Raw genomic sequence first — 13,145 nt, 5'->3', positions numbered from 1 at the left:
CTCTCGCCTGCGCCGCGGGCAGTGGTCCAACAGAAGAATCCGATGGAATTCAGCGGATACGCTTCTCAATCATGGAACTGCGCCACCTCCAGCACTTCGTCGCCGTCGCCGAGGACCAGCATTTCACCCGGGCCGCCGAGCGCCTGCTGGTCTCCCAGTCGGGTCTGTCGGCCTCGATCCGGGCGCTGGAGCGGGAACTGCGGGCCCCGCTGTTCGTACGTACCACCCGCCGGGTGACCCTGACGGAGGCCGGGCGGGCGCTGCTCGCCGAGGCGGAACGGATCCTGGCACAGGTCAGGGCCGCGCACGAGGCGGTGGCGGCGGTGCAGGGCGTGCTGCGCGGCACCCTGGCGCTGGGCACGGAGCAGTGCATCGCGGGGGTGAACGTGGCGGCCCTGCTCGCCGCCTTCCGGCGCCGTCACCCGGACGTGGAGATCCGGCTGCGGCAGGCGGGGTCGGGCGCGCTGGCCGAGGAGGTGGCGGCCGGGCGGCTGGACCTGGCCTTCGCCTACCGCACCCAGGCCGACACCGACCAGCTCCGTTCGGTGTCCCTGGCCGGGGAGCCGATGACCCTGCTGTGCCATCCGGCCCACCCGCTGGCGGTCGCGGGCGCGGCGGTGACCCCGCAGGACGTCGGCGGCGAGGTCTTCGTCGACTTCCACCCGGACTGGGGCCCGCGCCGCACCACCGACGCCGCGTTCGCCGAGGCCGGGCTGCGGCGGACCGTCGCGCTGGAGGTCAACGACGTGCACAGCCTGCTGGACCTGATCGACGAGAACCTCGGCGTCGCGGTCGTGCCACGCCACTTCCGGCACAAGCGGGCGTCGCTCACCGCGCTGCCGCTGAAGGGCACCGGCGAGACGGTGTACGAGAGCGCCGCCCTGCTGCCGCCCGCGCAGGGCACCAGTCCCGCGGCGCGGGCCCTGATGGCGCTGCTGGAAACGGGGGGCGCCTGAGCGGGGACTGGGTGATGGTGGACGTATGCAAGCAAAGGACGTCCTCATCGACGCGTACGGCCGCATCCGGGAAGAGGTCCACTCCGTGGTCGAGGGGCTGGGCTCGGAAGACCTCAACGCCCGGCCCGGCCCACAGGCCAATTCCGTCGCCTGGCTGGTCTGGCACCTCACCCGGGTGCAGGACGACCACCTCGCCGACGCCTTCGGGCTGGAGCAGGTGTGGCTGTCACAGAAGTGGGAGAAGCGTTTCGGCCTCGACCTGCCGCGCCTCGACACGGGGTACGGCCACACCTCGGCGCAGGTCGCCGAGGTGCGGGTCGACTCCGCCCAACTGCTGACCGGCTACTACGACGCCGTGCACGAGCAGAGCCTGACGGCCCTGCGCGGGGTGGCCGCGAAGGATCTGGAGCAGGTAGTCGACACCCGGTGGGACCCGCCGGTCACGCTGGGCGTGCGGCTGGTCAGCGTCCTGTCCGACGATCTCCAGCACGTCGGACAGGCCGCCTACGTCCGCGGGCTGCTTCAGAGCGCGGCCGCGTAACCCGGCAGGACGACGTCCTCGATCAGGGCCCTGCGCTCGTCGAACGGGATGAACGCGCTCTTGAGGGCGTTCACCGTGACCGTGCGCAGGTCCTCGACGCCCCAGCCCGCCTGCTCGACCAGCAGCGTCATCTCGCGGGTCATCGTCGTGCCGGAGACCAGCCGGTTGTCGGTGTTGAGGGTGACCCGGAAGCCCAGGTCCTTCAGCGCGGTGATCGGGTGCTCGGCGATCGAGGTGGCGGCGCCGGTCTGGAGGTTGGACGTCGGGCACATCTCCAGGGCGATACGGCGGTCGCGCACCCAGCCGGCCAGCCGGCCGAGCTTGCCGTCGACGATGTCCTCGGTGAGGCGCACGCCGTGGCCGATGCGCTGGGCGCCGCACACCTGGAGGGCCTGGTGGATGCTGGGCAGGCCGTGGGCCTCGCCGGCGTGGATGGTGAACGGCACGCTCTCGCGGCGCAGGTGCTCGAAGGCGGCCAGGTGGTCGGCGGGCGGGAAGCCGTCCTCGGCGCCCGCGATGTCGAAGCCGACGACCCCGGCGTCGCGGTAGGCGACGGCCAGGTCGGCGGCCTCGCGGACCCGGTCGAACATGCGCATGCCGCACAGCAGGGTGCCGACCCGGACGGGGGTTCCCGCGGCGGCCGCCTTGGCCATGCCCGCGGCAAGGCCCTCCTGGACGGTCTCCACGACCTCGCTCATCGTCAGCCCGCCCCGGGTGTTCAGCTCGGGGGCGTAGCGCACCTCGGCGTAGACGACGCTGTCGGCGGCGAGGTCCAGGACGTACTCCTCGGCGACGCGCAGCAGGCCCTCGCGGTTCTGCATCACGGCGAGGGTGTGTTCGAAGGTGGCGATGTAGCGGACCAGGTCGCCGGAGTTGGCCGCGTCGTAGTACCAGGCGGCGAGCGCGTCGGGGTCGGTGGTCGGCAGGGTGTGGCCGATCCCGGCCGCGAGCTCCACCACGGTGGCGGGGCGCAGGCCGCCGTCGAGGTGGTCGTGCAGGACGGCCTTGGGCAGGCGGCGGATCACTTCGGCATCTACGCGCGTAGCAGTCATGGCGGATCTTTCCTCGGAGCGAGTCTTGGGCAAGCGGTTCGAAGCGGCGGACGGGTCCGCGGGGGAAGCGGGTACGACAAGGGGAGCCGCGACGGGAGGGCCGGGGCGGAAGAAGGTACGGCGGGAGGAGCCGTGACGGATCAGGTGCGGCGAGCGGAGGCTCAGCCGGCGGGCTGGAGCAGGTCCCAGCGGTTGCCGTACAGGTCCTCGAAGACCGCCACCGAGCCGTACGGCTCGTGGCGCGGCTCCTCCAGGAAGGTCACGCCCGCGGCGAGCATCCGCGCGTGGTCGCGGGCGAAGTCGTCGGTGTGCAGGAAGAACCCGACCCGCCCGCCCGTCTGGTCGCCGACCCGGCCGCGCTGCGCGTCGTCCTTGGCCCGGGCCAGCAGCAGCGCGGTGCCGGGCCCTTCGGCGCCGTTCGCCCCGAGTTCCACGACGACCCAGCGCGAACCGTCGGGGCGCGGGGCGTCCTCGACGAGGTCGAATCCGAGCGCCTGCGTGTAGAAGCGGATCGCCTCGTCGTAGTCGTCGACGACGAGGGTGACCAGGGCGATGCGTCTCATCGGGGCCTTTCGGTACGAGCGATTGACGGGTGAGGTTATACGTAAAACTCCGTGCACGCCAGTCACCCGGCCCGGCTCGTCCGGCCCGGCGTAGGTCCGCGGGCCGGGAGACGATCCGCCTCCGGCCCGAGGCACGGCGAGGAGGTCGCCCGCTAGCGTCCCCACCATGATGATCACCGGCGCACCTCGCACCCTCGAACAGCGCAAGCACGACGTACGGGACCGGCTGGAGCGGGAGCGGGACGTCTGGGTCGCCACCGCGGACGCCGACGGGCTGCCGTGTCTGGTGGCCCTGTGGTTCGTCTGGGACGGCGAGGCGCTGTGGCTGTCCACCAGACCGGCCAACCCGACCGGCCGCAATCTGCGCCACGGCCGGCGGGCCCGGCTGGCGTTCGGGGACACCGAGGACGTCGTCCTCGTGGACGGTGACGTGGAGACGTTCGCCGCGGCGGACGTGCCGCGGACGGCGGCGGACGCGTTCCGGACGAAGACCGGGTGGGACCCTCGCACGGACTCCGCGGTGTACGCCTACTTCCGGGTGCGTCCGCGCGCGGTGCAGGCCTGGCGCGGGGTGTCCGAGCTGCCCGGCCGGCATCTCATGCGGGACGGCGTCTGGGCCGCCTGATCACCCGGCCCGGTCGGCCGCCCCCTCGACCGGTGCTCAGCGGTTCCGTGCGCCCGTCGGCCCGCCGCGCCTGCGTTCGAGGTGGGCGCGCTCCGCCGCGCTGTCGGTGAGCGCGATCGCCGCCTCGTACGCCTGGACCGCCTCGGCGGTCCGGCCCAGGCGGCGCAGCAGGTCGGCGCGGACCGCGTGGAAGACGTGGTAGCCGTCGAGGCCGAGGCCGTCCAGCAGCTCCAGGGCGGGTCCCGGGCCGTGGACCTCGGCGACGGCGACGGCCCGGTTCAGGGCGACGACCGGGCCGGGTGCGAGGGCCGCGAGCAGGTCGTAGAGGCGCAGGATCTGTCCCCAGTCGGTGGCCTCGACGGTCGGCGCGTCGCTGTGCACGGCCTGGACGGCGGCCTGGACCTGGTACAGGCCGGGACGGTCGCGGCGCAGGCAGCGGCGTACCAGGTCCTGTCCCTCGGCGATCAGCCCGGCGTCCCACCGGGCCCGGTCCTGCTCGGGCAGCAGGACCGGGGCGCCGCCCGCGTCGAACCGGGCCGGACGGCGGGACTCGATCAGCAGCATCAGCGCCAGCAGGCCGGTGACCTCGGGCTCGTCCGGCATCAGTTCCGCCAGGAGACGGCCGAGACGGACGGCTTCGGCGCACAGCCCGGGATCTCCGGTGTATCCCTCGTTGAAGATCAGGTAGACCACGGCCAGCACGCCCTTGAGCCGGTCCGGGAGGTCCGCGTCACGGGGCACGCGGTACGGGATCCGGGCGTCGCGGATCTTGGCCTTGGCGCGGACCAGGCGCTGGGCCATCGTCGGCTCGGGCACGAGGAAGGCGCGGGCGATCTGCGCGGTGGTGAGTCCGCCGAGCAGACGCAGGGTCAGGGCCACCTGGACGCGGGGAGCGAGCGCGGGATGGCAGCAGGTGAAGATCAGCCGGAGCCGGTCGTCGCGCACGGGTCCCTCCTCGGAAGGCGGATCGGCGGCGTACAGCCGGGCGGCCTCGGCCTGCCGGGCGTCCCGGGTGGACTCGCGGCGCACCCGGTCGACGGCCCGGTTGCGCGCGGTGGTGATGATCCAGCCCGCGGGGCTCGGCGGCACCCCCGTCTCCGGCCAGCTGCGCACGGCCGTGGTGAACGCGTCCTGGACGGCCTCCTCGGCGAGGTCGATGTCACCGAGGAAGCGGACGAGGACGGCGACCGCGCGGCCGTACTCCGCGCGGAAGACCGCCTCGACGTCGGATGGCATCAGGCCTCGCCCATGAACGGGCGCACCTCGATGGGGAGTGTGGTGGCCCAGGTCGCCCGACGGCCCCAGTGCAGGGCCGCGTCCAGGTCGGGGGCCTTGATCAGGCAGATGCCGCCCAGATACTCCTTGCCCTCGGCGTACGGCCCGTCGGTGACCAGGACCTCGTCGCCCCGGGGGCGCAGGACGGTGGCGGTCTCCGTGCCGTGCAGTCCGCCCGCGAAGACCCAGGCGTCCGCCTCACGCAGCTCCTGGTGGAACGTCTCCAGGTTGCGCCGGATCCGCGCCATCCCCTCGGGCGAGGGCGGCTCCCCGTCGGTCGGTGTGATCACGCTGAGCAGGTAGTACTTCATGACGGACTCCTTGGCGTCGTGGGTCGGTCCGGGCGTTTCCCCACCTCCTACACGAACGGCGGGCCGCCGGATCGACATCCCGCGCCGGGACACCGGAAGAATCTCGGCATGACCGTCGCATCGCATCCGCTCGTCACCCGCGCCCGTCTCCTCGCGGACGACGTCCTCGCCCCGCACGCCGAGCGCGTCGACCAGGAGGGCGTGCCCGCGAGCCACATCGAGGCCGTCAAGCGGTCGGGGCTGCTGGGGGTGAGCGCTCCGACGGAGTACGGCGGCTCGTCGGCGCCCGGCGCGGTGGCCCGGGAGACGGCGGAGATCCTGGCCGGGGCGTGCTGTTCGACGTGGTTCGTGCAGACCCAGCACCACACGCCGGTGCTGACCCTGGCCAGGAGCGAACTGCCGGTGCGCGAGCGCCTGTTGGGTCCGCTGGCGCGCGGGGAGCTGCTGTCCGGGGTGGCGTACGCGCACCTGCGCGCGTACCCGCGCACGCCCGTGCGGGTCACCCGGGAACGGGGTGGGTGGCGGTTCGACGGAACGGTGCCCTGGTACACCGGGTGGGGGCTGAACGACGTACTGCTGCTGGCCGGGGTGACCGAGGCCGGCGAGGCGCTGTTCGCCTTCACCGAGGCGCGGGAGCAGCCGGGGCTCCGGGCGTCGCGGCCGATGCGCCTGGCGGCGCTGACCGCCGCGCGCACGGTGTCGCTGGAGCTGGACGGACTGTGGCTGGCCGAGGACGCGGTGGCGTCGCGGACGCCGTACGACCGGTGGGCCGCGGCGGACCGGGTGAGGTCGGCGAACGCCTCACCGGGGGTGTTCGGGGTCGCGCGGGCCGCGCTCGAGCTGCTGGACGACGACGTCGCCGGGCCGCTGCGCGACCGGCTCGACGAGGTGCGGCGCCTGGCCTACGGCCTCGCCGACCTCCCGGCGCCGCACGAACGGCTGGAGGAGCGGCTGGTCCTCAGGGCGCGGGCGTCGGAGGTGCTGCGGGCGGCCACCACGGCCGCGGTGGTGGCGGGCGGCGGACGCGCGATGGCCCTGACCAGCCGTGCTCAACGCCTCGCCAGGGAAGGGCTGTTCCTGCTGGTCCAGGGCCAGACGGAGCGGTCCCGTCAGGCGCATCTGCGCACGCTGGTGGACGGCGCCGGCTGAACGGCGGCCGGGCACCGCGTACGCCGGCCGACACGCCCGTCCGCCGTACCGGTCAGTCGTCGTCGTGGCCGGGGACCACGACGAGGAAGGCGTCCGACTTCAGATCCATGACCACGGTGGCGGGCTCGCCCTGTGCGCGGCGGGCCGCCGCGTACTCCTCCGCGGGCCAGGAGCCTCGCGGGGCTCCCGCGGGAAAGCGCTGCAACACCTTCGCGACCATGGCGGCGGACACCTCCGAATTCGACCGTGAGAACCGTAAGGACCGCCTGCCCCCGATCGGCGCGACCATGTGCGCCGACCGGGGGCGGGTCCCGTACCGGGCCGGGGAAGGGGGCTCGTACCGGGCCGGGGAAGGGGGCTCGTACCGGGCCGGGGAAGGGGGCTCGTACCGGGCCGTCAGCGCGGCGCGTGCTCCTGCGACTTCGGCGCGGGGTCCGCCGGGTCGAGCGGTCCGCCGTCCGCGGCCTGCCCGTCGTCCGCGGCGGGAGTCCGGCTCAGCCGTCCCGGCCACCACGCCCTGGCCCCGATGTCCAGCACCAGGGCGGGGACCAGGAGCGAGCGCACCACGAGGGTGTCGAGCAGGACGCCGAAGGCGACGATGAAGGCGATCTGCACCAGGAAGGCGAGCGGGATGACCCCGAGGGCGGCGAAGGTCGCGGCGAGCACCACGCCCGCGGAGGTGATGACCCCGCCGGTGCTGACCAGGCCGCGCAGCACGCCCTGGCGCACTCCGTGCCGCATCGACTCCTCCCGGACCCGGGACATCAGGAAGATGTTGTAGTCGACGCCCAGGGCGACCAGGAACACGAACCCGTACAGCGGGACCGACGCCTCCGTGCCGGAGAAGCCGAACACATGGCGGAAGACGAGGGCCGAGACACCCAGTGTGGCCAGGAAGTTGAGCGCCACGGTGGCCACGAGCAGCGCCGGCATCAGCAGCGAGCGCAGCAGCACCGTCAGGATGACGAAGATGATGACGAGGACCACGGGGACGATGAGGCCCCGGTCGCGCTCGGCGGTGCGCAGGGTGTCGTACTGCTGGGCGGTGTAGCCGCCGACGACGGCGTGCGCGCCGGGGACCGCGTGCAGGGTGGTGCGCAGCCGCGCGACGGTCCGCTTGGCCTCGTCGCTGTCCGCGGCGGAGGTGAGGGTGACGTCGACGAGCACCCGTCCGTCGACGACCAGGGCCTTGCCGCCGGGGCGGCCCAAGCTCGCCACACCGGCGGCGGAGTCGACACCCTCGGTGTCCTCGGCCGCCGCGACCACCCGGTCCAGCGCCGGGGCGTCGGCGACGACCACCGTCGGGTTGCCGGAACCGCCGGGAAAGTGTTCGCCGAGGGACTTCTGGGCGGCGACGGAGGGGACGTCGTTGACGAAGATCTCGTTCTGGGGGACGCCTCGGGCGCTGAGGGTCGGGGCGAACGCGGCGCACGCCAGCAGCCCGACGAGGGAGACCGCCCAGACCTTGCGGGGCGCCCGGTCGACCAGCTGCGCGACCCGGTGCCACACTCCCGCCCCGGCCCCGGGGCCCCGGGCGGGCCGCGGCTTCGCGGGCCAGTAGGCTGCACGGCCCAGCAGGACGAGGGCCGCGGGCAGGAACGTCAGGGCACTGAGCGCGGCGCAGCAGATGCCGATGGCGCCGACCGGTCCGAGCGCCCGGTTGTTGGTGAGGTCGCTGAACAGCAGGGCGAGCAGCGCGAGGGCCACGGTGGCCGCGCTGGCGACGACGGCGCCCCAGGACTGCCGCAGCGCGGCCCGTACGGCCGTGGACCGGTCCTTGCCCAGGGCGAGTTCCTCGCGGAAGCGGGCGGTCACGAGCAGGGCGTAGTCGGTGGCGGCCCCGATCACGAGGATGGAGAGGATGCCCTGGATCTGTCCGTCGACGCGGACCACGTCGTGGTCGGCGAGGACGTACACCACCGCGCAGGCGAGCCCCAGCGCGAAGACCGCGCCGAGGATGACGATCAGCGGCAGCAGCAGGCTGCGGTAGACCAGCAGCAGGATCACCAGGACGGTGACCAGGGCCACGACCAGGAGCAGTCCGTCGATCCCGGAGAACGCGTCGGCCAGGTCGGCCTGGCCGGCGGCGGGCCCGGCCAGTTGGACCGTGGTGCCGGGCACGTGTGCCGCGGCGGACCGGATCCGGTCGAGGGTGTCGGGGAGTGCGGCTCCCAGGTCGGGCCGCAGTTGGACGACGGCTTCCAGGGCCGCGCCGTCCGCGGAGGGGATCGCGGGCGACACCCTGCCCACGACGCCGGGCGTGCCGGGGAGCGCGGCCAGCGCACGGTCGGCCGCCGCGCGGCTGTCGGTGATCCGGGCACCCGGAGCGGCGTCGGCGGGGGCGGTCCACAGGACGATCGCCGGCAGCGTCTCGTCCTGCCGGAAGGCCCGCTGTTCGGCTACGACCTCGGTCGACTCGGCGCTGCGCGGCAGGAACGCGGCGCGGTCGTTCGTCGCGACCTCGCCCAGTCGCCCGGCGTAGGGGCCGAGCAGACCGCCGACGCCGAGCCACACGGCGATCAGGACCAGTGGGACGAGCCGGACGAGTCTGCGCGCCCGTCGTGGAGTGGTGGACATGGTTCTCCGTGCTCCGAGGGAAGAGGTGTCTCGACGGTAGATAATCTTAATGAAAAACAATCTTGATGATTGAGATATATCGACCGGCGACGATCGTAGACGACACCCCCCCTTCGGTCGCCCACCGGCCCGCGGATGCACGGACACACAGACTTTCGAACATACGGGCACACGAGCACATGGCCATATGGGCACACAGGCACACAGGCACACAGGCACACGATGGCGCCGGATGTCCGGATGTGCTGACGCGCGAGCCGCCCGTCAGTGTCCGGAATGGGGATCCGTGATCCCGGCGAGTTCCTCGTTCATGGCCGTCAGGAAGCGCAGGACCAGGGCCAGCTCGTCCTCGGTGAAGCGGGACCGGGCGGCCGCGGTGGCGTCCGCCAGCGGACGGAAGTAGGTGCGGGCCGCCGGCAGGGCGCCGGCCGCGTAGTGCAGGTGGACCACCCGGCGGTCGGCGCTCTCCCGGACACGGCGGATGTGTCCCGCGCGCTCCAGCCGGTCCACGCACGCGGTCACCGCTCCCGAGGTGAGCCCGAGGTGCTCGCGCAGCCGCTTCGGGGTCATCGGTCCGTCGGAGTCGAGGATGGCCGCGAGCGCCTGGACGTCCGTCGGGTGCAGTCCCTGCTCCCCCGCGAACCCCTGCATCAGACGGTTGATCTCACCGTTCATCCGGCGCAGCTGGACGCCGAAGGCGGGCAGGTCGCTCGGCATCGCGTCGTCGGGGGACCGCTGTCCCCGCGCGCGCTGCTCCCGGTCGTTCGCTGTGGCCACACGGCCAGCGTATAGAAACCCGAACGCCGCATCCGGAGGGGTCCGGCGCGGGGAAGTGATGCGAGAGGGATCGATCCCGATCGGGGGGCCGCGACGCGAAGGACCGCATGCACATGAACGCAGACGACCCCGGAGCCGGGCTGCGCTGCCTGGTGACCGGTGCCACCGGCTACATCGGCGGCCGGCTCGTCCCGGAACTGCTCGACGCGGGCCACCGGGTGCGTTGTCTGGCCCGCTCCCCCGAGCGGCTGCGCGACCATCCGTGGGTGGACGAGGCGGAGGTGGTGCGCGGCGACGTCACCGACGCCGCGTCCGTCGCCGCCGCCCTGCGGGACATCGACGTCGCCTACTACCTGGTGCACGCCCTGGGCAGCGGCAAGGACTTCGAACGGACGGACCGGGAGGCCGCCCGGGTCTTCGGCGAGCAGGCCAGGGCCGCGGGCGTCCGGCGGATCGTCTTCCTCGGCGCCCTGGCCCCCGCGCAGGTCCCCGAGCACGAGCTCTCGCCGCATCTGCGGTCGCGGGTGGAGGTCGGCCGCATCCTGCTCGCCTCGGGGGTGCCGACGACCGTGCTGCGGGCGGCCGTCATCCTCGGCTCCGGGTCGGCCTCCTTCGAGATGCTGCGCTACCTCACCGAACGCCTCCCGGTGATGGTCACCCCCAGCTGGGTGCACACCCGGATCCAGCCGGTGGCGGTGCGGGACGTGCTGCGCGTCCTGGTCGGCAGCGCCCGGATGCCCGCGGACGTGGGCCGCGCCTTCGACATCGGGGGGCCGGACGTCCTGACGTACCGGGAGATGATGGTGCGCTACGCCGCCGTCGCACACCTGCCGCGCCGTCTCATCGTCTCCGTGCCGATGCTCTCCCCGGGCCTGTCCAGCCACTGGGTCGGCCTGGTCACGCCGGTGCCCGCGGCGATCGCCCGGCCGCTGACCGAGTCGCTGCGGCACGAGGTCGTCTGCCACGAGCACGACATCGTCCGGTACGTCCCCGACCCGCCCGGGCATCCGATCGGCTTCGACGAGGCGGTCCGGCTCGCGCTGCGCCGGGTGCGCGAGGCGAAGGTGACGACCCGGTGGTCGTCCGCGTCCGTGCCCGGCGCCCCGAGCGACCCGCTGCCCACCGACCCGGACTGGGCGGGCGGCAGCCTCTACACCGACGAGCGCGAGCAGCCGGTCGAGGCGTCGTGCGCGGCGCTGTGGCGGGTGATCGAGGGCATCGGGGGCGAGAACGGCTGGTACTCCTTCCCGCTGGCCTGGGCCGTGCGCGGCTGGCTGGACCGGCTGGCCGGCGGGGTCGGGCTGCGCCGCGGCCGCCGGGACGCGGCACGGCTGCGGGTCGGCGACTCGCTGGACTTCTGGCGGGTCGAGGAGATCCAGCCCGGACGGCTGCTGCGGCTGCGCGCCGAGATGCGGCTGCCGGGTCTGGCCTGGCTGGAGATGTACGTGGACGCGGACGGCGACGGCCGCACCCGGTACCGCCAGCGTGCCCTGTTCCATCCGCGCGGGCTGCTCGGCCAGGCCTACTGGTGGAGCGTCTCCCCCTTCCACGCCGTCGTGTTCGGCGGGATGGCCCGCAACATCGCCCGCGCCGCAGAGGCGAGCCCGGTCGGCCACGGCACGGACCGCACACCCCTGGGCTGACGACCGCGACCCCCGCGCCGCCGCCCGCACCCGGGGCCATCCGCGACCCCCGCGCCACCCGGGCCCGGAACCACCCGCGACCCCCGCGCCACCCGCGCCCGGAACCACCCGCGACCCCCGCGCCCCCCGGGCCCGGAACCACCCGCGACCGCCCCGCCACCCGCGCTCAAGGCCACCCGCGTCCACCGCGCCGCCCCGGCTCGAGAACACCCGCATCCACCGGACGTCCCGGGCCGGAAGCACTTCCGCGGCCCCCAAATCTTCTCCGGAGCATGCCTCATGAACGTCTCGGTCGTCCTGTTCACCTGCGACCTCCGTCTGCACGACCATCCGCCGCTGCGCGCCGCCCTCGACGGCGCCCGGCAGGTCGTACCGCTCTTCGTCCGCGATCCGGCCGTGGACGGCGCCGGGTTCGCCGCCGCCAACCGGCTGGCGTTCCTCGCGGACTGCCTCCGGGACCTGGACGCGGGGCTGCGCGAGCGCGGCGGACGGCTCGTCCTGCGCCACGGCGACGTCGTCGAGCAGGTCTGCCGGGCGGCGGCCGAGTCGGACGCCGACGAGGTGCACATGGCGGCCGACGTCAGCGCATTCGCGCAACGGCGGGAGGAACGGCTGCGGGCCGCGCTGGAGGCCCAGGGCGTACGGCTGCACGTGCACGACACGGTGAGCACGGCCGTCCCGCCGGGTGCCGTGACGCCTGCCTCCTCGGACCACTTCGCCGTCTTCACCCCCTACTTCCGGCAGTGGTCGCAGCAGGCGTTGCGCGACACTCTCCGCGCGCCGCGCGCCGTACGGGTCCCGGACGGCGTCGGTTCCGACGAACTGCCCTCCCGGAAGGAACTCACCGCGGTGTCGGAGGGCCTGGCCGAGGGCGGCGAGACGGCGGGCCGGGAGCGGCTCACCGCCTGGCTCCGCCGCGGCGTCGACGCCTACGAGGCCGGCCAGGACGACCTCGGCGGCGACGCGACGTCCCGGCTCTCCCCGCACCTGCACTTCGGCACCCTCTCCCCCGTGGAGGTCGTCAACCGGGCGCGCCGCGCGGGCGGTCCCGGCGCCGAGGCGTTCGTACGACAGCTCGCGTGGCGCGACTTCCACCGCCAGGTGCTCGCCGCGCGCCCGGCCGCCGCCACCGCCGACTACCGCACCAAGCGGGACCGCTGGCGGTCCGAGCGGACGGCGCGGGAGGACGTGGCGGCGTGGCGGGAGGGCCGCACCGGCTATCCGGTGGTCGACGCGGGGATGCGCCAACTCCGGTACGAGGGCTGGATGCACAACCGCTGCCGACTGCTGACGGCGAGTTTCCTCACCAAGACGCTCTACGTCGACTGGCGGGTCGGTGCCCGGCACTTCCTGGACCTGCTGGTCGACGGCGATGTCGCCAACAACCAGCTCAACTGGCAGTGGATGGCGGGGACCGGCACCGACAGCCGTCCCAACCGGGTGCTCAATCCCGTCACCCAGGCCAAGCGGCACGATCCCGACGGGGACTACGTACGCCGGTGGGTGCCCGAACTGGCGGGAATCGAGGGGCCGTCGGTGCACGAGCCGTGGAAACTCCGGGGGCCGGAGCGCGCGGCGCCGGACTACCCGGAGCCGATCGTCGACCTCGCCGAGGGACTCGCCCGCTTCCGGGAGGCCCGCGGACGCGACTGAGTGCGCGGCCGCCCGACGCGTCC

13 protein-coding genes are annotated in these 13,145 nt (G+C 73.9%); 6 read left to right on the top strand and 7 right to left on the bottom strand.

From position 1 onward, the window contains the following. Positions 1-71: 71 nt before the first annotated feature. Both ACWC24_RS17905 and ACWC24_RS17900 read left to right on the top strand, forming a co-directional pair. Positions 72-956, top strand: a complete 885-nt coding sequence (locus ACWC24_RS17905) for a LysR substrate-binding domain-containing protein (RefSeq protein ID WP_450663771.1) — start codon at positions 72-74, stop codon at positions 954-956. Between the two features lie 25 nt (positions 957-981). Next, positions 982-1,497: a mycothiol transferase gene (locus tag ACWC24_RS17900; protein WP_450663770.1), complete on the top strand. Its 516-nt coding sequence runs from the start codon at positions 982-984 to the stop codon at positions 1,495-1,497. Here ACWC24_RS17900 and ACWC24_RS17895 read toward each other — a convergent pair. Further along, entirely contained in the window at positions 1,479-2,549 is a 1,071-nt protein-coding gene (locus ACWC24_RS17895) for an adenosine deaminase (RefSeq protein ID WP_450663769.1), read from the bottom strand. The genes ACWC24_RS17900 and ACWC24_RS17895 overlap by 19 nt on opposite strands. A gap of 161 nt (positions 2,550-2,710) precedes the next feature. Beyond that, positions 2,711-3,112 carry a VOC family protein gene (locus ACWC24_RS17890; protein WP_450663768.1) on the bottom strand — a complete coding sequence of 134 codons (402 nt, stop codon included), beginning with the start codon at positions 3,110-3,112 and terminating at the stop codon, positions 2,711-2,713. Positions 3,113-3,278: 166 nt separating this feature from the next. Between ACWC24_RS17890 and ACWC24_RS17885 the strand changes: the two genes are divergently transcribed. Further along, positions 3,279-3,737: a pyridoxamine 5'-phosphate oxidase family protein gene (locus ACWC24_RS17885; RefSeq protein WP_450663767.1), complete on the top strand. Its 459-nt coding sequence runs from the start codon at positions 3,279-3,281 to the stop codon at positions 3,735-3,737. A 36-nt stretch (positions 3,738-3,773) separates the two neighbouring features. Here ACWC24_RS17885 and ACWC24_RS17880 read toward each other — a convergent pair whose 3' ends face one another. Together ACWC24_RS17880 and ACWC24_RS17875 are read right to left on the bottom strand one after the other, a co-directional pair. Further along, positions 3,774-4,973 (bottom strand): RNA polymerase sigma factor, encoded by a 1,200-nt coding sequence (locus tag ACWC24_RS17880; protein WP_450663766.1) that lies wholly within the window; start codon positions 4,971-4,973, stop codon positions 3,774-3,776. After that, the gene (locus ACWC24_RS17875; protein ID WP_450663765.1) at positions 4,973-5,323 is read right to left on the bottom strand and encodes a YciI family protein; all 351 of its coding nucleotides are present in this window, start codon (positions 5,321-5,323) and stop codon (positions 4,973-4,975) included. The genes ACWC24_RS17880 and ACWC24_RS17875 overlap by 1 nt, the downstream gene beginning before the upstream one ends. Before the next feature lie 108 nt (positions 5,324-5,431). Between ACWC24_RS17875 and ACWC24_RS17870 the strand changes: the two genes are divergently transcribed. Continuing rightward, complete coding sequence (locus ACWC24_RS17870; protein ID WP_450663764.1) at positions 5,432-6,472, top strand: acyl-CoA dehydrogenase family protein; 1,041 nt, start codon at positions 5,432-5,434, stop codon at positions 6,470-6,472. 52 nt (positions 6,473-6,524) lie between these two features. Here the strand turns inward: ACWC24_RS17870 and ACWC24_RS17865 are convergent, their stop codons facing one another. The 3 genes from ACWC24_RS17865 to ACWC24_RS17855 all read right to left on the bottom strand — a co-directional run bounded on the left by ACWC24_RS17865 (position 6,525) and on the right by ACWC24_RS17855 (position 9,826). Continuing rightward, on the bottom strand, positions 6,525-6,692 hold the full coding sequence (locus ACWC24_RS17865) for a hypothetical protein (RefSeq protein ID WP_450663763.1): 168 nt from the start codon (positions 6,690-6,692) through the stop codon (positions 6,525-6,527). 176 nt (positions 6,693-6,868) lie between these two features. Beyond that, entirely contained in the window at positions 6,869-9,049 is a 2,181-nt protein-coding gene (locus tag ACWC24_RS17860; RefSeq protein WP_450663762.1) for an MMPL family transporter, read from the bottom strand. Positions 9,050-9,313: 264 nt separating this feature from the next. After that, a complete protein-coding gene (locus ACWC24_RS17855; RefSeq protein ID WP_450663761.1) occupies positions 9,314-9,826 on the bottom strand; it encodes a MarR family winged helix-turn-helix transcriptional regulator in 513 nt (170 codons plus the stop codon). A gap of 113 nt (positions 9,827-9,939) precedes the next feature. On the opposite strand from ACWC24_RS17855, the gene ACWC24_RS17850 reads away from it, so the two are divergent. Further along, the gene (locus ACWC24_RS17850; protein WP_450663760.1) at positions 9,940-11,469 is read left to right on the top strand and encodes an SDR family oxidoreductase; all 1,530 of its coding nucleotides are present in this window, start codon (positions 9,940-9,942) and stop codon (positions 11,467-11,469) included. A gap of 279 nt (positions 11,470-11,748) precedes the next feature. Then, positions 11,749-13,122 (top strand): cryptochrome/photolyase family protein, encoded by a 1,374-nt coding sequence (locus ACWC24_RS17845; RefSeq protein WP_450663759.1) that lies wholly within the window; start codon positions 11,749-11,751, stop codon positions 13,120-13,122. Positions 13,123-13,145 lie beyond the last annotated feature (23 nt).

The sequence above is a fragment of the Streptomyces sp. NPDC001443 genome, assembly GCF_053597355.1.
The sequence above is the reverse complement of the archived record's forward strand: the minus strand, read 5'-3'. Positions and strand labels throughout refer to the sequence as shown.

Coding starts and splice junctions, on each gene's coding strand:
- ACWC24_RS17905 (WP_450663771.1), top strand. CDS start 72: ATGGAACTGCGCCACCTCCAGCACTTCGTCGCCGTCGCCGAGGACCAG.
- ACWC24_RS17900 (WP_450663770.1), top strand. CDS start 982: ATGCAAGCAAAGGACGTCCTCATCGACGCGTACGGCCGCATCCGGGAA.
- ACWC24_RS17895 (WP_450663769.1), bottom strand. CDS start 2,549: ATGACTGCTACGCGCGTAGATGCCGAAGTGATCCGCCGCCTGCCCAAG.
- ACWC24_RS17890 (WP_450663768.1), bottom strand. CDS start 3,112: ATGAGACGCATCGCCCTGGTCACCCTCGTCGTCGACGACTACGACGAG.
- ACWC24_RS17885 (WP_450663767.1), top strand. CDS start 3,279: ATGATGATCACCGGCGCACCTCGCACCCTCGAACAGCGCAAGCACGAC.
- ACWC24_RS17880 (WP_450663766.1), bottom strand. CDS start 4,973: ATGCCATCCGACGTCGAGGCGGTCTTCCGCGCGGAGTACGGCCGCGCG.
- ACWC24_RS17875 (WP_450663765.1), bottom strand. CDS start 5,323: ATGAAGTACTACCTGCTCAGCGTGATCACACCGACCGACGGGGAGCCG.
- ACWC24_RS17870 (WP_450663764.1), top strand. CDS start 5,432: ATGACCGTCGCATCGCATCCGCTCGTCACCCGCGCCCGTCTCCTCGCG.
- ACWC24_RS17865 (WP_450663763.1), bottom strand. CDS start 6,692: ATGGTCGCGAAGGTGTTGCAGCGCTTTCCCGCGGGAGCCCCGCGAGGC.
- ACWC24_RS17860 (WP_450663762.1), bottom strand. CDS start 9,049: ATGTCCACCACTCCACGACGGGCGCGCAGACTCGTCCGGCTCGTCCCA.
- ACWC24_RS17850 (WP_450663760.1), top strand. CDS start 9,940: ATGAACGCAGACGACCCCGGAGCCGGGCTGCGCTGCCTGGTGACCGGT.
- ACWC24_RS17845 (WP_450663759.1), top strand. CDS start 11,749: ATGAACGTCTCGGTCGTCCTGTTCACCTGCGACCTCCGTCTGCACGAC.